The following is an 18,993-nucleotide window of genomic DNA, read 5'->3' as shown; positions in this document are numbered from 1 at the left end:
CTGCAACCCCCCGAATTAAAGTGGCCATGAACGATATATCCGCCCCCGAGCAATACGATCTGCAAACCGCTGCCCTCAAGGTGCCGCCACATTCCATCGAGGCCGAACAGGCTGTGCTCGGTGGTCTGATGCTGGACAACAACGCCTGGGAGCGCGTGCTCGATCAAGTCTCTGATGGTGATTTCTATCGACATGACCACCGTCTGATCTTCCGCGCCATTGCCCGGCTGGCTGATCAGAACAGCCCGATCGACGTGGTTACCCTGGCCGAACAGCTGGACAAGGAAGGCCAGACCTCGCAAGTCGGTGGCCTGGGCTACCTCAGCGAACTGGCGAAAAACACGCCCTCTGTTGCCAACATCAAGGCCTATGCACAGATCGTTCGTGCGCGGGCCACATTGCGGCAGTTGATTGGTATCAGCACTGAAATCGCGGACAGCGCGTTCAACCCGGAAGGTCGAACCGCCGAAGAGATTCTGGACGAGGCCGAACGGCAGATTTTTCAGATAGCCGAAGCGCGGCCCAAGACCGGCGGCCCGGTCAGTGTCAACGACCTGCTGACCAAGGCCATCGACCGTATCGATACCCTGTTCAACAGCGACAACGCAATCACCGGCCTTTCCACTGGCTACACCGATCTCGATGAAAAAACCAGCGGTCTGCAGCCATCTGACCTGATCATCGTTGCAGGTCGTCCGTCGATGGGTAAAACCACTTTCGCGATGAACCTGGTCGAAAACGCTGTGTTGCGCAGCGACAAGGTGGTGCTGGTCTATTCGTTGGAAATGCCAGGTGAATCGCTGATCATGCGTATGCTTTCATCGCTGGGGCGTATCGATCAGACCAAGGTGCGCGCCGGCCGTCTGGAAGATGATGACTGGCCGCGCCTGACCTCGGCGGTCAATCTGCTCAACGATCGCAAGCTGTTCATCGACGATACAGCAGGCATCAGCCCCTCGGAAATGCGCGCACGCACACGCCGTATCGTTCGAGAGCACGGCGACATCGCCATGATCATGATCGACTACCTGCAGCTGATGCAGATTCCCGGTTCGAGCGGCGACAACCGTACCAACGAGATCTCCGAGATTTCCCGGTCCCTGAAAGCGCTGGCCAAGGAGTTCAACTGCCCGGTTATTGCCCTTTCGCAGTTGAACCGCTCGCTTGAACAGCGACCGAACAAACGCCCGATCAACTCCGACCTCCGGGAATCCGGAGCGATCGAGCAGGATGCCGACGTCATCATGTTTGTGTATCGAGACGAGGTGTATCACCCCGAAACCGAACACAAGGGCATTGCCGAGATCATTATCGGCAAGCAGCGTAACGGCCCTATCGGCACTACACGCCTTGCGTTCATCGGCAAATACACGCGTTTCGAGAACCTGGCCCCCGGCAGTTACAACTTCGACGAAGATTGATCTAAGGTCAGTCAAATCCGACCGCCGTTGTCAGGCTTGATCAAAAAATGTGCTATATTCCGCGCCCGCGATTTTTCCAACGTGCAAACGTAGGTCCTGAACATGCAAGCAGCCAAGCCGTTATTTGACTATCCCAAGTACTGGGCCGAATGTTTCGGACCAGCACCTTTCCTGCCCATGAGCCGGGAAGAAATGGATCTGCTTGGCTGGGATTCCTGCGACATCATCATCGTCACAGGTGATGCGTACGTTGATCACCCGTCTTTCGGCATGGCAATCATTGGCCGTTTGCTTGAGTCCCAGGGCTTTCGGGTCGGGATCATCGCGCAGCCTGACTGGCAGTCCAAAGACGACTTCATGAAGCTCGGCGAGCCGAACCTGTTTTTCGGTGTCGCTGCCGGCAACATGGACTCGATGATCAACCGATACACGGCGGACAAGAAAATCCGCTCCGATGACGCCTACACACCTGGCGGCATGGCCGGCAAGCGCCCGGACCGCGCGAGTCTGGTGTACAGCCAGCGCTGCAAGGAAGCCTACAAACACGTGCCGATCGTGCTGGGCGGCATCGAAGCCTCGTTGCGCCGTATTGCCCACTATGACTACTGGCAGGACAAGGTTCGCAACTCGATCCTGATTGACGCCTGCGCCGACATCCTGCTGTACGGCAATGCCGAACGTGCGATTGTCGAAGTTGCCCAGCGTCTGTCCTATGGCCACAAGATCGAAGACATCACCGATGTGCGCGGCACTGCCTTCATCCGTCGTGACACGCCGCAAGGCTGGTATGAAGTCGACTCGACGCGCATCGATCGTCCGGGCAAGGTCGACAAGATCATCAACCCGTACGTCAACACCCAGGACACCCAGGCCTGCGCCATCGAGCAGGAAAAAGGCGACGTCGAAGACCCGAATGAAGCCAAGGTGGTGCAGATCCTTGCCAGCCCGCGCATGACCCGCGACAAGACTGTGATTCGTCTGCCGTCGGTGGAAAAGGTCAGGAACGATGCCGTTCTGTACGCCCACGCCAACCGCGTGTTGCACCTTGAAACCAATCCGGGCAACGCCCGCGCATTGGTGCAGAAGCATGGTGAAGTTGACGTCTGGTTCAATCCACCGCCCATTCCGATGACCACCGAAGAAATGGACTACGTGTTCGGCATGCCTTACGCGCGCGTTCCTCACCCTGCGTACGGCAAGGAAAAGATTCCGGCCTACGACATGATCCGTTTTTCGGTGAACATCATGCGTGGCTGTTTCGGCGGCTGTACGTTCTGCTCGATTACCGAGCATGAAGGGCGGATCATTCAGAACCGTTCCGAAGAATCGATCATTCGTGAAATCGAAGAGATCCGCGACAAGGTGCCAGGCTTTACCGGCGTCATTTCCGACCTGGGCGGACCGACTGCGAACATGTATCGCATCGCCTGCAAAAGCCCGGAGATCGAATCGGCGTGCCGCAAGCCGTCCTGCGTGTTTCCTGGTATCTGCCCGAACCTGAACACCGATCACTCGTCGCTGATTCAGCTGTACCGCAGTGCCCGAGCGTTGCCGGGTGTGAAGAAAATCCTGATCGCTTCCGGCCTGCGATACGACCTCGCGGTCGAGTCGCCGGAATACGTCAAGGAGCTGGTCACGCACCACGTCGGTGGTTACCTGAAGATCGCCCCGGAACACACCGAGGAAGGTCCGCTCAACCAGATGATGAAGCCGGGCATTGGCAGCTATAACAAGTTCAAGCGCATGTTCGAGAAGTACACCAAGGAAGCAGGCAAGGAGCAGTACCTGATTCCTTACTTCATCGCCGCCCACCCGGGCACCACTGATGAAGACATGATGAACCTGGCGCTGTGGCTCAAGGGCAACGGCTTCCGTGCGGATCAGGTGCAGGCGTTCTACCCGTCGCCAATGGCCACGGCCACGGCCATGTACCACTCGGGCAAGAACCCGTTGCGTAAGGTGACTTACAAGAGTGACGGCGTCACGATTGTGAAGAGCGAAGCACAGCGTCGTCTGCACAAGGCATTCCTGCGCTATCACGATCCGAAAGGTTGGCCGATGCTGCGCGAGGCGCTGGAGCGTATGGGCCGTTCCGACCTCATCGGGTCGGGCAAAGATCAATTGATCCCGCTGCATCAGCCTGCGACCGACACCTACCAGAGTGCCCGCCGCAAGAACTCGACACCGGCAGGTAGCCACAAGGTCGGCAAGAACACCAAGACCACGCTGATTCAGACCCAGCACACCGGTCTGCCGCCACGTGGCAGCGACGGCAGCAAGCCGTGGGACAAGCGTGAAGAAGCGAAGGCTGCCGCAATGGCGCGCAACAAGCAGGCCGCCAAAGAGCGCATTGACGCCGCCAAAGGCAAAGGCCCCAAGCCAGCCAAGCGCAAGCCGGTAGTACCGCGCTAACATACATCGCATAGCGCCGCCTGCTTGAACAGGGGCGGACGCAGAGCGTCCAGAGCGGCATGCCCACGCAGAGCTTGGGCACGTATTCAGCGTATGCTCGTTACTCACGCTCCAGCGTAGGAATGCCGTTCGTGACGCTCTGCGTCACACCACGCCCCCACGCTGCTCACAATTCTTCACCCCACACCCAATCCCTCTGCCACACTGTCTGCCTTATTACTGTGCAACCCTTGCACCGTTGGCTCAGGCCGGCACGATTTTGGTGCTGAGCCTCGTAAAGCGGGTAGTGCCGATGTCGTAGGCGCCTGACTTTGACCGGATGGCATAAGTCTTGCGCGGCTCATTTACCGTTCAGGCTCGCAGGAGGCACGCCGTGTCGATTCATATTGCCTTGCACCATGTCACGCATTATCGCTACGACCGCGCGGTCGAACTGGGTCCTCAGATCGTTCGCCTGCGCCCGGCCGCTCACAGCCGCACACGCGTACTGTCGTATTCGTTGAAAGTGTTGCCTGAAAATCATTTCATCAACTGGCAGCAGGACCCACAGGGCAACTATCTGGCGCGCCTGGTCTTTCCGGAAAAAACCAGGGAGTTCCGTGTCGAGGTCGATCTGGTTGCCGAGATGGCAGTGTTCAACCCGTTCGATTTCTTTCTCGAGCCGTACGCTGAAAACATCCCGTTCACGTATGCCAGCGAAGAGCAGCGTGAACTGGCACCGTATCTCGAAAAACTGCCGCTGACCCCGAGATTCCAGGCCTATCTGGACAGCATCAGCCGTGAGCCGATTCCGGCCATCGACTTTCTGGTTGGCCTCAACCAGCGTCTGAGCCAGGACGTCGATTATCTGATTCGCATGGAGCCGGGTGTACAGACCCCCGAGTTCACTCTGGAAAACGCCTCGGGTTCCTGCCGCGATTCTGCGTGGCTGCTGGTGCAGCTGCTGCGTCATTTGGGCATGGCCGCGCGCTTCGTGTCGGGGTATCTGATCCAGCTCAAAGCTGACGTTGCAGCGCTGGACGGGCCTTCCGGTACCGACGTCGACTTCACCGACCTGCACGCCTGGTGCGAGGTGTATCTGCCGGGTGCAGGCTGGGTCGGGCTGGACGCCACCTCTGGACTGTTCGCCGGCGAAGGCCACATTCCGCTGGCCTGCAGTCCCGAGCCATCCTCCGCAGCACCGATCAGCGGGCTGGTCGAGCCGTGCGAAACCGAGTTCAGCCATGAAATGTCTGTAGAGCGTATCTGGGAAGCGCCACGCGTCACCAAGCCCTACAGCGAAGAGCAGTGGCAGGACATCCAGGCGCTTGGGCGGCAGATTGATGCCGATCTGATCCGCGATGATGTGCGCCTGACTATGGGCGGCGAGCCTACGTTTGTTTCCATTGATGATCGCGATGGCCCCGAATGGAACACTGCAGCGCTGGGGCCGCGCAAGCGTGAGCTGTCTGCCGAACTCTTCCAGCGCATGCGCGCGCACTATGCGCCGCTGGGGATCGTGCATTTCGGGCAGGGCAAATGGTATCCGGGCGAACAGTTGCCGCGCTGGTCGCTGAACTGTTTCTGGCGCAAGGACGGCAAGCCGGTCTGGCGCAACAATGCGCTGATCGCCGATGAAACACAGGACTACGGCGCAACTGGCGAGCTGGCCGGGCGTTTTCTGGCCAGCGTTGCCGAGCGCCTGAAACTGCCGGCCCGTTTTGTTTTTCCGGCCTACGAAGATAATTTCTACTACCTGTGGCGCGAAGGTGCGCTGCCGGTCAACGTGACCGCCGAAGATTCGCGGCTGGGCGACGAGCTTGAGCGGGCGCGCCTGCGCAAGGTCTTCGCGCAGGGGCTGGACAAGATGATCGGCCAGGTCTTGCCGCTGGCCCGTAGTGCAGAAGGTGACAGCTGGCAGAGCGGCCGCTGGTATCTGCGTGACGAGCATTGCCGTCTGGTGCCAGGTGATTCAGCGTTGGGGTATCGACTGCCACTGGCCTCGCAGCCTTGGGTCAAGGCGGCGGAGTACCCGTTCATTCACCCGACCGACCATAATCAGGACTTTCCTGAGCTGGCCGACAGCGACTCGCTGACCTCGGCACTCAAGTCAACCGAGACAGACGCTGAACGCGCGCCGAAGATCGACGAGTCCGCCGATTGGCTGACCCGTACGGCGCTGTGTGCCGAAGCGCGTGCTGGGCGTCTCTACCTGTTCATGCCGCCGCTGCAGAAGCTTGAGGAATACCTTGAGCTTGTAGCCGTGATCGAAGCAACTGCCGAAGAGTTGCAATGCCCGGTTCTGCTCGAAGGTTACGAGCCGCCGAGCGATCCGCGTCTGTGCAACTTCCGCATTACGCCTGACCCGGGTGTGATCGAAGTCAACGTGCAGCCCTCGGCAAGTTGGGACGAACTGGTCGAGCGCACCGAATTTCTCTACGAGCAGGCGCGCCTCACACGTCTTACCACCGAAAAATTCATGATAGATGGTCGTCATACCGGCACTGGCGGCGGCAATCACTTCGTGCTGGGCGGGGCGACACCGGGCGATTCTCCGTTCCTGCGGCGTCCGGACCTGCTGCGCAGCCTGATCAGTTACTGGCACAACCATCCTTCGCTGTCGTACCTGTTTTCCGGGCTGTTCATTGGCCCTACCTCACAGGCGCCACGTATCGACGAGGCGCGTAACGACTCGCTCTACGAAATGGAAATTGCCTTCGCGCAGATGCCCGAACCCGGAGAAGACGTTGCGCCTTGGGTCGTGGATCGCCTGCTGCGCAACCTGCTGATCGATGTCACCGGTAACACCCACCGCGCCGAGTTCTGCATCGACAAGCTGTATTCGCCGGATGGCGCGACCGGGCGCCTGGGCTTGCTGGAGCTGCGCGCCTTCGAGATGCCGCCTCACGCGCGTATGAGCCTCGCCCAGCAATTGCTGCTGCGCGCGCTGGTCGCCCGTTTCTGGCGCGAGCCTTATGCACCGGCCAAACTGGCACGCTGGGGCACGCAGTTGCACGACCGCTTCATGCTGCCGCATTTCATCGAGCAGGATTTCGCCGACGTAGTGGCTGACCTGAACGCGGCCGGTTATCCGGTCAAGGCCGACTGGTTTGCCGCGCATCTGGAATTTCGCTTTCCGAAAGTGGGCGATTACGCCGTCAACGGCATCGAGCTGGAACTGCGTCAGGCGCTGGAGCCTTGGCATGTGCTGGGCGAGGAGGGCTCGGCTGGCGGTGCGGTGCGCTATGTCGATTCATCGCTGGAACGCTTGCAGGTGCATCTCAGCGGGCTGCCGCCGCAACGCTATCTGCTGACCTGCAATGGCATACCCGTACCCCTGCAGCCGACCGGACGCGTCGGCGAGTTTGTCGCGGGCGTACGCTATCGTGCCTGGCAACCGGCCAACTGCCTGCAACCGACCATCGGCGTACATGCCCCGCTAGTGTTCGACCTGCTCGATACCTGGATGCACCGCTCGCTGGGCGGCTGCGAGTATCATGTCGCCCACCCGGGCGGTCGCAACTACGAGACATTGCCGGTCAACGCCAACGAAGCGGAAAGCCGTCGCCTGTCACGTTTCTTCCGCATCGGTCACACACCCGGCAAGCTGACCGTTCCGTCGCTCAATATTAATGACGAGCTGCCGATGACGCTGGATATGCGTCTGCATTAAAAACAGTGGCTCTGTGCGTCAGATGCACACGGATGTGACATCTGGCAGCACTACTCTGAAGTCCTTACGTTGCCTGCCGAGCCTTCCATGCCTGACCTGCTTGATCGCTACTCTCTTTCCGAGGGCACTTACCACGAGATGCTCGATGCTGATGGCGCCGTTCGTCCACACTGGCGACGCCTTTACGAGCACATGCAACGCAGTACGTCGGCGCAATTGATTCAGCGTCAAGCCCTGCTGACCCGGCAGATTCAGGAAAACGGCGTCACCTACAACGTCTACGCCGACCCGAAGGGCGCTGATCGTCCATGGGAACTGGACCTGTTGCCGCACATTATTGCGGCGGATGAGTGGCAGCACGTGGCGGCAGGGATTGCCCAGCGTGCGCGGTTGCTCAACGCCGTGCTGGCCGATCTTTATGGTCCCCAGACCCTGATCGCCAATGGTTTGCTGCCTGCCGAACTGGTGTTCGGCCATAACAACTTCTTGTGGCCATGCCAGGGCATAAAACCGCCTGAAGGCACCTTTTTGCACATGTACGCCGTTGACCTGGCGCGCACGCCGGACGGGCGCTGGTGGGTTACCGCCGACCGTACTCAGGCGCCCTCCGGGGCGGGTTATGCTTTGGAGAATCGCCAGAGCGTCGCCCGTGCCTTGCCTGAAACCTACCGCGACCTGCAGGTCCGGCATCTGTCAGGCTTCTTCGATACCTTGCAACAGACCCTTTCACGTCAGGCGCCGACCAGCAGCGAGGCGCCGCTGGTGGTGTTGTTGACGCCAGGGCGCTTTAACGAAAGTTATTTCGAGCACCTGTATCTGGCGCGGCAGCTGGGTTATCCGCTGGTCGAGGGCGGCGATCTTACCGTTCGCGATGACACCGTTTACCTGAAAACCCTCAGCGGCCTGCGCCGGGTTCACGCGATCATGCGTCGTCTGGACGATGATTTCTGTGATCCGCTGGAATTGCGAACCGATTCCGCACTCGGCGTGCCGGGTTTGCTGGAGGCGGTGCGTCAAGGCAACGTGCTGGTCGCCAATGCGCTGGGCAGCGGTGTGCTTGAATCGCCTGGGTTATTGGGCTTTTTGCCGAAAATCAGTCAGTACCTGTTCGGTGAGGACCTGATTCTGCCATCGGTGGCAACCTGGTGGTGCGGAGAGCCGACCGTGCTGGCGCAGGCGCTGGAAAAACTGCCTGACTTGCTGATCAAACCCGCATTTCCCTCGCAGCATTTTGCCCCAGTGTTTGGACGCGATCTCAACGAGGAACAGCGCACGGCTCTCGCCCAACGCATGCAATCGCGGCCTTATGCCTATGTGGCCCAGGAGCTGGCGCAATTGTCCCACGCGCCGGTGCTGCAGGCCGATGGCACCGGTTTGCAGCCGCGTGCCATTGGCATGCGCGTGTACGCCGTGGCCAGCGTCGACGGCTATCGTGTACTGCCGGGCGGTCTGACCCGAGTGGCCGCTGAAGCCGATGCCGAGGTGGTCTCTATGCAGCGCGGTGGTGCGAGCAAGGACACCTGGGTGCTGGGCGAGCGCTCGCACCTCGGTGAACCCTGGAAAGGTCAGCGCGTGCTGGGGGTCTATGACCTGATCCGGCGCGACCCCTATCTGCCATCGCGGGTGGTGGAAAACCTGTTCTGGTTCGGCCGCTATTGCGAACGTTGCGAAGACAGCGCGCGCCTGCTGCGCATCATGCTCACGCGCTACGTCGATGATGATGACCCGCTTGCGCTACAGGCTGCCGTCGCGCTGGCTGAAAGCCTCGGCATGCTGCCCGAAGCGCAAGAGGGCGAAGAGCTGAAGGATCGCCTGCTTGTGGCGCTTCTGGGTGAAGAGTGGCCATTCAGCCTGCGTGGCAATCTGCAGCGTCTGCAGTGGGCCGCTTCACAGGTGCGCGGCAAGCTATCGAGAGAAAACTGGCAGGCGCTGGTCGAGCTCCAGCGCGAAGCGTTGAGCCTGGATACCGAGGAGCCGGACTTTGGCGAGCTGGTGGATTTTCTCAACCGTCTGGTGATGTCGCTGGCGGCGCTTGCCGGTTTTGCCATGGATGACATGACCCGTGATGAAGGCTGGAGCTTCCTGATGATCGGGCGCCGGATAGAGCGTCTGAAGTTTCTCAGCACAAGCCTGGCGGCCTTTCTGCGCGGTTCGGCGGTTTCGGAGAAGGCCGGGCTGGAATGGTTGCTGGAACTGGGCAACAGCAGCATCACCTACCGTTCGCGTTACATGTCGGTGCCGCATCTGATTCCAGTGCTGGACCTGCTGTTGCTTGATGAGCAGAATCCGCATGCGGTGCTGTTTCAGCTCAAACTGGTACAACGTTCGCTGCGCCGCCTGAACGACGAGTTCGATGCGCCGCGCGATAACGGCCTTGCGGTGCTGGCTCAGCGTCTCGCTGCCTTCGATCTGGGTAGCCTGGAAAACCCGTTGTTTGGTCAGAGCAGCATCGACGCAGTCCTCGACGGGCTGGCCGACTTGTTGCAGAGCATCGGCGACAGCAGTGGGCAGGCTTCAGACCGTCTGGCCTTGCGCCATTTTGCCCACGTCGATGACGTCAGCCAACGCACGGTATCTGTCTGATGAGCGCTTTCTACCAGATTTTTCACGACACGCATTACAAGTACGACAGCCCGGTTTCCCTGGCTCAGCAGTTGGCGCATCTTTGGCCACGCAGCAGTCAGTGGCAGCGTTGCACCGAGCAGGCACTGGAGATATTCCCGACGCCGACCACGCGTCGCGACGAGCTGGACGTGTTCGGCAACCCGCTGACGCGCCTGGCGTTCGAGCGTCCTCATGATGAGTTGCAGGTCAATGCCCGGCTGCGTATCGAGGTACTCGAACGCCCGTTTCTGGATTTCAATCTGTCGCCGGAATGGGAAGTGACGCGCAGTGCGCTGACTTACAGCGCCAAACCGATGACCGAAGATATTCTGGAGGCCTGCCGCTATCGCTTCGAGTCTCCCTACGTACACCTGAAACGTTCGTTCGTCGAGTTTTCGCAGGACTGCTTTCCTGCCGGACGCCCGTTGCTGCTGGGTGTGCAGGCCTTGATGGAGAAGATCTTCAGCGAATTCACTTTCGACGAAGAAGCGACTCAGGTAGCGACACCGCTGGTGGAAGTGCTGGAGCGACGGCGCGGTGTCTGTCAGGACTTTGCGCACCTGATGCTGGCGTGCCTGCGCTCGCGGGGGCTGGCGGCACGCTACGTGAGTGGTTATCTGCTGACTCAGCCTCCGCCCGGTCAACCCCGGCTGATCGGTGCTGATGCTTCGCACGCGTGGGTGTCGGTGTTTTGTCCGGCGTCGGGCTGGGTCGACTTTGACCCGACCAATAATGCGCAGCCTGCACTGGAGCACATCAGCCTGGCCTGGGGGCGTGACTTTTCGGATGTATCGCCTTTGCGTGGGGTTATCCTGGGCGGCGGCAGCCACGATCCCGAAGTCCGCGTCACCGTCATGCCCGTCGCTGCCTGAGCCGCCTAATTAGCGGGCCTCTTGAATCGTTCTTCAAAGGAGCAATTGTGCCGGGACCTTTCGATACACGTCTTTGGAACCCTGGCGCCGATAAGGCACTCTCTTGTTACATCAATTTTCAACGTTTACTCAAATGGCCTGCCTGGAGATTCAAATGATTCGCAAGCTCGTAGCGATTTCGCTGTTGTCGTTGGCCAGTGGCCAGTTGTTGGCCGCCGAGTGCTCCACCACAGTCGATTCGACCGATCAGATGATGTACGACACCAAAGCCATCCAGATCGACAAGAGCTGCAAGACGTTCACCGTCAACCTGACGCATTCCGGCAACCTGCCGAAGAACGTCATGGGGCACAACTGGGTGTTGAGCAAAGACGCTGACGCTCAGGCGATTACCAACGATGGCATGGCTGCAGGTATCGACAAGGATTATCTGAAGCCTGGCGACGATCGCATCATCGCTCATACCAAAGTCATCGGTGCCGGTGAAAAAGACTCGGTGACGTTTGATGTGTCCAAACTTGATGCAGCAGAGAAGTACCAGTTTTTCTGCACCTTCCCGGGGCACATCAGCATGATGAAAGGCACCGTGACCCTGAAGTAACGGCAAGCCTTCAGCAGCGGACGAAGAGCGTCCGCAACGGCATTCCCACGCCGAGCATGGGCACGATAGTGTCTACTTGACGACTATCGTTCCCCACGCTCCAGATTGGGAATGCCTTGCGTGACGCTTCGCGTCACAGTTCTGAGCCAGTCACTCAAGGTGCGTACGGCAGTTCGCGTTTGTGCTGGGTCTTCGCGTAGGTTTCGCAGATGATGCGGAATGCTTCTTCACGCACCGGCTCGCCATGCAGGAAGGCGTCTATCTCTGCGTAGGTCACGCCATGAGAGGCTTCGTCCGGTTTGCCAGGTGAAAGGTCTTCCAGGTCGGCAGTCGGTACTTTTTCTACCAGGGATTCCGGCGCGCCGAAATGGCGAGCGATTGCGCGTGCCTGGTTTTTCACCAGCCCGCTCAATGGGGCAAGGTCGCAAGCGCCGTCGCCGAATTTGGTGAAAAAGCCCATGACATTCCTCCCCCCGGAAAAGTGCACAATCAACTGAATATAAGCACCCGTTTTATTGCTGATGATATGTGCACAATCCACGTCTGCACAACGGAAAATAATTTAAAATTTTCGCCTACCACCCAGCTTTGCCAGCAATCGAGCCTCGGCATCACCCCTTGATCGGGCATAATGACTCTACTATCACAAGATGCTGCGACATGTCCGGCCTGTCCTTAGATGAGTTACCAAAGCCACTTTGTGCTGCCGCTCAGTCGCCTTCAGCCAACTCGGTAGCGTGTTTCGGATGTCACCCGAGCGCTCCCCGAAATTGCCAGATGAACGACGCCTAGCTGACGGCGCAGAATCTTGTAGATCCCTTATCAGGTTTCGGGAGGACCCATGGATCAGCGTTTGAGAGTGGTAATGGCCCAGTTGAACATCCGAGTTGGTGATGTTCATGGCAACGTCGAGAAAATCATCGAAGCAGCTCAGACCGCTCGCGACGACCTCGGCGCACAGGTCATCGTCTTCCCTGAGCTGACCCTTTGCGGCTATCCTCCAGAGGATCTGCTACTGCGTTCCAGCATGCAGAGCCGCATCGAGAAGGCACTGGCGCGCGTCCGCGAGGCCGCTCGCGGCATCGTGATCGTGATCGGCTTCCCGTGGGTTGAAGATGGCGCTCGCTACAACAGTTGCGCGGTCATCTCAGAAGGCGAGGAGGTTGCTCGCTACTATAAGCAGCGCCTGCCGAACTACCGCGTCTTCGATGAGAAGCGCTATTTCGAGTCCGGCAGCGGCCCCTGCGTCGTCAACTTGTTCGGCATCCAGGTCGGCATCACGATCTGCGAGGACATCTGGTTCTCGGAGCCCCTCAAGCAGGCCTGCGACGCTGGCGCCCAGATCATGCTGACGCTCAACGCATCGCCGTTTCATCGCGGCAAGCAAGCGGAGCGTGAAGCCCTGCTGGCCCAGCGGGCCGATGAGTGCTCAATTCCAATGGTGTACGTGAACCAAGTCGGCGGCCAGGACGAGCTGGTTTTTGACGGCAATAGTTTTGTCGTGGACGGCAACGGCAAGGTCACCCAGCGCGCTCCAGCGTTTGAAGAGGGCCTGTACGTCACCGACTTCGATTGCACCGACAGTGCTCTGGTGCCAGTTCCAGGGACTGTGATAGAGCTGCTGAGCCTGGAAGCCAGCGTGTACCAGGCGCTGGTGAGTGGCGTGACAGACTACGTGCAGCGTAATGGCTTTAAAGGTGTTGTACTGGGCCTTTCTGGCGGGATCGACTCAGCACTGGTTCTGGCCGTTGCTGTTGATGCGCTTGGCGCAGAAAACGTCGAAGCCGTGATGATGCCTTACCACTACACGGCGCAGATGAGCCAAGACGACGCGAGGGAAGAAGCAGACATCCTGGGGGTGAAGTACAGTGTTCTGCCAATCGCACCCATGGTCGAAGCGTTCCTTGCTACGCTTGCGCCAATGTTCGAAGGGCTGGGCAAGGACACCACGGAGGAGAACCTCCAGGCCCGGTGCCGTGGCACGATGTTGATGGCCATCTCCAACAAAAAGCGCTACTTGGTGCTGACAACCGGCAACAAGAGCGAGATGGCTGTCGGCTACGCGACTCTCTACGGCGATATGGCCGGTGGGTTTGATGTCCTCAAGGACGTACCAAAGACGCTGGTATTCAAGCTCTGCGAGTACCGCAATACCCAGGGCTACGTGATCCCGCAGCGCGTCATTGACCGCCCACCGTCAGCTGAGCTGGCACCCGACCAGAAAGACGAAGACTCCCTGCCACCGTATCCGGTGCTTGATGAAATGCTTCGCCTTTATGTCGAGCAGGACCTGTCCGCCGACGCGATCATAGAGGAAGGATTTGACGCAGAGGTCGTGCGCAAAGTGATCCGCCTTGTTGACCTCAACGAATACAAACGTCGCCAGGCAGCAGTGGGCCCAAGGATCACCGAGCGTGGGTTTGGGCGAGATCGTCGTTACCCGATTACGTCTGGCTGGCGTATCGGCGACTGATCTTCAAGGCCAGTTGCTATAGAAATACGAGTGCCTGTAGGAATTAGACTTACGGCATCGCGAAATAGGACCCCCTTCTTTCGTGATGTAGTAAGCGTGTTTTTTTTGGCTTACGTACTCCCTCTGGAGTATTGTGTTTCGATTTTTTTTGTTAAGGTAACCGGTAGTGTGCTTGTGATCTTCAGTAAGTTTCTTGATCCATACCTTGAGTTTATAACAGGCGCTGCGCGACAGATAAGGGACATAATACGACAATGGTACGTTCACGTCACAGGAAGACTTCAATGAGCAACGAACTGCCTTTTTTTGAGCGCCCTGACCTCTCACCATATTTGGTGCATCTGACTCGGAGGTCTAGCGATAACGGATTTTCAGCTTTTGAGAACTTGATATCTATACTTCTCGATGGACGAATAGAAGGTAGCACAACAAAAAAAGGATTTATCAAGGGGGTCAATCCAGCGGCTTGCTTCATGGACATACCTTTAAATTCACTCAAGTACGTACTGAATCAGGCGAACACAGATCCCGCAAAACCCAGGTATGAGCCTTATGGGATTGTTATTACCAAAAAAACCGCTTATAAAAAGGGATGCCGACCAGTAATTTATCTTTCAGACGCTGAGATGGAGCAACTCGGAATTGCTGAGGATGAAAAATGGCGTGTAGTCCGTTTGGAAAATGTAGATGGTACAGGCGTCAACTGGATTCATGAGAGAGAATGGCGGTGCAAAGGAAGTTTAATTATGCCTGAATCGCCTATTGCCGTTTTAGTCAAAAGCAGTAATGAAGCGGCAAGGCTTCAGAAAGTACTGTCAAAACGCAAGCGCGACTTTGCAAGCATGCCTAACTCAATAATTCCTCTAAGTATTTTGTGCCAAGGCTTACCGTATATGTCGTAATTGCTATAAGATTTTTAAGGTTTTATTTCTTCGCCTAGCTTCTGAACGCGTCTGTCCGACGCGATTCACTGACCATCAAACGCTGATTTGTAAGCGGCCCGAGATCGTAAGGTCTGACTATCAGAATATACAACTCTCCCTTGTCGAGAAGTTCAGGGTTCTTGCCCTAGCACGGCTGCGTGGCTGGCAGTACTTACAGCTCTATTGGTCGCTATATGTACTGCCTTAAGCTCGGGATGTTAAGTTTTTTCATGTGCTTGCTGTGTGTTTAGTGGTCATGCGTTGGTTTAGTAATGCCGAAAGCTAGAAGCAACTTTTCTCTTTCCTCGTTTTCAATGATCATTCTGCCTAGACTGCTATCAATAATTTTTGAGGCGGAGCTTACCTCTAGTCGGCCGTGCGGGTTAAGAGTGGTGTTGAAAGAATAGAAAGGCATTTTTTCATCTGCATACTCCCTGTTGCTTGCAATAATCGTTTTTATATGGCGCTCGTAATCCTCGCTTACTCTGGGGCCAAATATTATACCGCTTATAAAATTTGTGCCATGGTACAAAATTCTCTGCTTGGGGTTTTCTGGTTTTTTGTCAGACGCAGCCATCCAGTGAGTCTGAATTTCCTCACTCGTGAATAGCCTTAGTTCTTGTTCGTAGCACCAAAATGAGTTTTTTTGTAAAAAAGCCTCCTCCACTTTGGTCTTGCCTTCCGTTGCACACTCAAGGATAGGAATATGTTTATCCGAATCTATGTACTTGACCTCACGCAACGGGTAAATGTCCGCTTGGTCTGACATCAGATGGTGTCTTAGCTTTATAGTAGGTCCTTCAAGTCCGCCATATATCACCACGCAGCCTTTGAAACCATCGGCATAATGGGCCCACATCATTGGGTCAAGAGCGCTCTTTGAGAACGAAACACTATAGAGCTGATGGTTTACTGCCCTAGCAAGAAGTTCTGTAATTATAAGAACGCACCAATCGACGCGATTTTTTTTCGATGACTGCTCTGCGAAATCAGATTCGTTTGATGCGGGACTGTCAATGATCGAGCGCTCAAATAAATCCTTCAAGTCAGGTTCTCTGCTTTGGATTATTTCTCGTATCGAACCGGTCAATGAGTCCACTGTTACGTTTTTGAATAAAGTGTTAAGCTCATTTATTAATAGTTCGTCATGTGCGGATATGTGGTGAAGGATATTCCATGCGGGACTGATTGGTTTAAGCGATAGTAAATTTTTCCAGAGAGAAGGGCTGTCTTCAAAATAGTAGGTGGCTTTAAGGTCGTTAGGATCGTTTAGCTCATGATTTGCTGAGAAATACAACTCGTTGTAGCGAATCGATTTTTCAAAATATATATTCGGTCTGTAATATTTAAAAATAGGCATGAAAAACTCTTTAATGGTGGTGTTCTTAGCTATAAAAAAATATTAAACCTTGACTGGTTGGGTTGAAGTTTTCAGAAAAGATTGATTCCTTTTATATAAAGAATTATCTGTTCTTTATGTAAGAATTGGGTTCGCGTCTCGTCCAGCCGTACTATGAGATTAGATGTGATTTCATAGTAGTTGCCTTCAATCATTTTCGCTTCCTTTTCCAATGTCAACGATGAGGGTGTTGAATGCCCTTCAATGGCATTTAAGATCGTGTCGACGTCTGATGCTGTGATTGAGCCAACAAAAAATCCGTCTTTGAGAAATATTTCAATTTTCCTGCTTTGATTTTTCAAAGCTCAAACCTTTATTTAGTGTCGCAGTTTTAATTTTAAAATGTTGGGCTGAACTCCCAATAAGCTGTTATCAAACATCGCGATAAGTTGGGATTTGGCCCTCACCCCTTCTGATGTTTTCCTCGGTTTTTATCCTTATAAGCACAAATTTTGAGCTGGTAGCCCTGTGCCATCAATCTGTCGACAGTGAGTGTGCGGCCAGCCCGCGAGTTTGACTCCTGCACTAGGGACAGTCCGAGACGCACATACAGAACGCTTTCTGCATCAGCAAGGATTTCCAGACGGTTGTGATTCCTCTATCAAATCAGCTCTCCTCGGCGACTCTTAAGGGGTAGCTAGGCCGACTCCAGCCGGTCATGGAGATCATGTGCACTGGTCAAGTCGAGTGCAAATGGGTGGTTAAGTCCATGCAGTCACTCAAATGGGGCTGCTTTTTTTGTCATATCCGCCAACGATCATCGTCGCTCATGTCTCGCCCTTGTGTTCAACTCGAATAAACCGCCAATCGAGTGCAGCGCCTGTTCGGCCAACCGGCTTTAACTCGGCACGTGCAGATCGAAAAACCTGGGTCATGCAGCCGGTTTCGGTCATGCCTTTCTCGAGTCCGGCGTTGTAGCCAGCAAAGTCATCGCACACCAGCTTACTGTTCCCAAGCTCAGTGGTCGGCATTCAATTGATCCTTCAACTTGTAGCACAAGAATAGCCCCATCCAAGGGGCATGCACCTAATCAAGAAGTGGGCGGGGAAACTCGAATTCCGAGTAACCAGCGAACGTAATCCCAGATTAAGTACCGGTTCCTAGGCCAATGCCAATGCCATGGCCAGCTCCCATAGTGGGGATGTCTGAAAACCTCTTCATGCTTGAAATGTACGCCGAGGCTCGTGCCCCCAACCATCAGTAGATGTACGCCTTTTTGATAATTGGCTGTTTTTACAACATCGCTTGCGAGGTCCACTTCTACAGTTTTATGTGGATGATACGGGGAAACATCCGGTACACACTGCACATACATCTGTGCATCGAACGTAGAGGCTGATCCAATTTCCCAAGAGTGCTGAGAACCATGGTGAGGTACCTGTACGGCAGCTAGCCGGATCCAGCGATGCTCGCCGAAATGTCTCCGCATCGAGCTGGAGGTGGCAGAATCGACTTTCAAGTCGCCGAGCATCAGTGAGGCCGAAACGCATACACATCTTGGTTGCCCATTTCTCGAACATCTGGCACATAGGTCTTCAGAGAAAGTGACAAGGCGGCTCATCAGGCAAAGCGATATGTTGTTGCGAGCAATCCCTGAAGAGCCGAAATGTCTGTCGTAAATTTTTCGCAGCTCTTCTCGCCAATTTGGTTTGGGCTTCCCTCCGGGCACGCCAATTCTATAACGCTTGACTATGTCTTCTATCTCCACCTCGACTTGCGTCAAGGCTACTTTAGAGCGACGAGCGGCTCGCTCACCCTTGCTATTGACGACACTTACATCCGGCTGGTCGGAGTTGTAAAACATGAACTCGATGCCACCCCCCACTGCGCTGAACGGCGTCGAATGGCTGAGCGTTGCCATTGCATGATCATCGGCGTTGCTCGGGGCCGTGCTTGGCTGCACTTTCTCATTTAGGTCGGTGGATTTACCATTGCTGAGCGGCCGATAGCGCTCCAAAATCGGGCGGTATTCTCCGTCTCCCTCCACGTTGTCCCCCTCTTTGGGGAACGGTCTAGGTTCGCCCGGTATCTCATCCGGATTTCCTTGGTCATCGGGGGGAGGGCCGCCATTCACCTGCAAAATTGTTTCAACCTGCTGGCTCAGCCCGCGTGATGCGAGCCACTTGGTAGGTGCGATTTGAAAGAGTGCAGTTGAGTCTGAGCATGGGCCACCGACCAAGCCGGCTGCCTGAGCTAGCCTGGCGGGGAGATCAAGGAAGGGGAGCGCCAGCCACTTTACAGACCAAGTCTCTAGAAATAGCTCCACACCGTTGACGTGGTCGTCGTCGAAGTGTGACAGAACCAATAAATCGAATCTTTTGGTCTTGCTTTCGATGAGGTAGCGGCCAGATTCAGACAGGTCGCGGATAGCTGCACTAGTCAGAGTTCTTCGTTTCGACCCACAGTCATAAGCCCAAGTGAAGGAGGCTTCACCAGTAGGAGACCATGCTACACCAGTAAGAAAAGTGCCATGCCCCACTGGGTGAAAAAATTGGCTAGCTGCTACTTCCATGGTTTCCCTACCTGAAATTGGTGTAGATGCTCATTGGGCCGCTGCATGCTTATCCGAGATGATGGCAGACAATAAGAGCGAACCAAGAAGGGGTCAATAGGACAGCCAATGTCCGTGTCTGTCA

The 18,993-nt window shown here is 56.1% G+C and carries 10 protein-coding genes and 2 pseudogenes; 8 read left to right on the top strand and 4 right to left on the bottom strand.

Annotation, left to right across the window (positions count from 1 at the left end; translation table 11 throughout):
* Positions 1 to 26: 26 nt before the first annotated feature.
* The 6 genes from dnaB (at position 27) to azu (ending at position 11,562) form a co-directional block, all read left to right on the top strand.
* Entirely contained in the window at positions 27 to 1,421 is a 1,395-nt protein-coding gene (gene dnaB, locus I9H09_RS21365) for a replicative DNA helicase (RefSeq protein WP_005888531.1), read from the top strand.
* 102 nt (positions 1,422 to 1,523) lie between these two features.
* Entirely contained in the window at positions 1,524 to 3,833 is a 2,310-nt protein-coding gene (locus I9H09_RS21360) for a YgiQ family radical SAM protein (protein WP_122347935.1), read from the top strand.
* Positions 3,834 to 4,206: 373 nt separating this feature from the next.
* Positions 4,207 to 7,485, top strand: a complete 3,279-nt coding sequence (locus I9H09_RS21355; protein WP_122347934.1) for a transglutaminase family protein — start codon at positions 4,207 to 4,209, stop codon at positions 7,483 to 7,485.
* An 87-nt stretch (positions 7,486 to 7,572) separates the two neighbouring features.
* Positions 7,573 to 10,068 carry a circularly permuted type 2 ATP-grasp protein gene (locus I9H09_RS21350; protein ID WP_122347933.1) on the top strand — a complete coding sequence of 832 codons (2,496 nt, stop codon included), beginning with the start codon at positions 7,573 to 7,575 and terminating at the stop codon, positions 10,066 to 10,068.
* A complete protein-coding gene (locus I9H09_RS21345; RefSeq protein WP_005888537.1) occupies positions 10,068 to 10,961 on the top strand; it encodes a transglutaminase family protein in 894 nt (297 codons plus the stop codon). The genes I9H09_RS21350 and I9H09_RS21345 overlap by 1 nt, the downstream gene beginning before the upstream one ends.
* Before the next feature lie 154 nt (positions 10,962 to 11,115).
* Positions 11,116 to 11,562: an azurin gene (azu, locus tag I9H09_RS21340; protein ID WP_005888538.1), complete on the top strand. Its 447-nt coding sequence runs from the start codon at positions 11,116 to 11,118 to the stop codon at positions 11,560 to 11,562.
* Between the two features lie 154 nt (positions 11,563 to 11,716).
* Here the strand turns inward: azu and nadE are convergent.
* Positions 11,717 to 12,025, bottom strand: a pseudogene (gene nadE, locus I9H09_RS21335) (NAD(+) synthase); the annotation flags it as partial.
* Positions 12,026 to 12,403: 378 nt separating this feature from the next.
* On the opposite strand from nadE, the gene I9H09_RS21330 reads away from it, so the two are divergent.
* Both I9H09_RS21330 and I9H09_RS21325 read left to right on the top strand, forming a co-directional pair.
* Positions 12,404 to 14,035 carry an NAD+ synthase gene (locus I9H09_RS21330; RefSeq protein WP_122347932.1) on the top strand — a complete coding sequence of 544 codons (1,632 nt, stop codon included), beginning with the start codon at positions 12,404 to 12,406 and terminating at the stop codon, positions 14,033 to 14,035.
* Between the two features lie 284 nt (positions 14,036 to 14,319).
* A complete protein-coding gene (locus tag I9H09_RS21325; RefSeq protein ID WP_017704078.1) occupies positions 14,320 to 14,937 on the top strand; it encodes a hypothetical protein in 618 nt (205 codons plus the stop codon).
* A 268-nt stretch (positions 14,938 to 15,205) separates the two neighbouring features.
* On the opposite strand, the gene I9H09_RS21320 is transcribed toward I9H09_RS21325, so the two are convergent.
* The 3 genes and pseudogenes from I9H09_RS21320 to I9H09_RS21310 form a co-directional block, all read right to left on the bottom strand.
* Positions 15,206 to 16,318 carry a DUF2971 domain-containing protein gene (locus I9H09_RS21320; protein WP_095067228.1) on the bottom strand — a complete coding sequence of 371 codons (1,113 nt, stop codon included), beginning with the start codon at positions 16,316 to 16,318 and terminating at the stop codon, positions 15,206 to 15,208.
* A 783-nt stretch (positions 16,319 to 17,101) separates the two neighbouring features.
* Positions 17,102 to 17,307: pseudogene (locus tag I9H09_RS21315) on the bottom strand (IS66 family transposase); the annotation flags it as partial.
* Between the two features lie 80 nt (positions 17,308 to 17,387).
* Entirely contained in the window at positions 17,388 to 18,869 is a 1,482-nt protein-coding gene (locus I9H09_RS21310) for a ComEC/Rec2 family competence protein (RefSeq protein ID WP_095067227.1), read from the bottom strand.
* Positions 18,870 to 18,993: the final 124 nt, after the last annotated feature.

This window comes from Pseudomonas tremae (assembly GCF_023278125.1).
Classification (GTDB): Bacteria; Pseudomonadota; Gammaproteobacteria; order Pseudomonadales; family Pseudomonadaceae; genus Aquipseudomonas; species Aquipseudomonas tremae.
The sequence above is the reverse complement of the archived record's forward strand: the minus strand, read 5'-3'. Positions and strand labels throughout refer to the sequence as shown.

What these genes read in the sequence shown, in the direction of transcription:
- dnaB (WP_005888531.1), top strand. Translation starts at nt 27, where the DNA reads ATGAACGATATATCCGCCCCCGAGCAATACGATCTGCAAACCGCTGCC.
- I9H09_RS21360 (WP_122347935.1), top strand. Translation starts at nt 1,524, where the DNA reads ATGCAAGCAGCCAAGCCGTTATTTGACTATCCCAAGTACTGGGCCGAA.
- I9H09_RS21350 (WP_122347933.1), top strand. Translation starts at nt 7,573, where the DNA reads ATGCCTGACCTGCTTGATCGCTACTCTCTTTCCGAGGGCACTTACCAC.
- I9H09_RS21345 (WP_005888537.1), top strand. Translation starts at nt 10,068, where the DNA reads ATGAGCGCTTTCTACCAGATTTTTCACGACACGCATTACAAGTACGAC.
- azu (WP_005888538.1), top strand. Translation starts at nt 11,116, where the DNA reads ATGATTCGCAAGCTCGTAGCGATTTCGCTGTTGTCGTTGGCCAGTGGC.
- I9H09_RS21330 (WP_122347932.1), top strand. Translation starts at nt 12,404, where the DNA reads ATGGATCAGCGTTTGAGAGTGGTAATGGCCCAGTTGAACATCCGAGTT.
- I9H09_RS21325 (WP_017704078.1), top strand. Translation starts at nt 14,320, where the DNA reads ATGAGCAACGAACTGCCTTTTTTTGAGCGCCCTGACCTCTCACCATAT.
- I9H09_RS21320 (WP_095067228.1), bottom strand. Translation starts at nt 16,318, where the DNA reads ATGCCTATTTTTAAATATTACAGACCGAATATATATTTTGAAAAATCG.
- I9H09_RS21310 (WP_095067227.1), bottom strand. Translation starts at nt 18,869, where the DNA reads ATGGAAGTAGCAGCTAGCCAATTTTTTCACCCAGTGGGGCATGGCACT.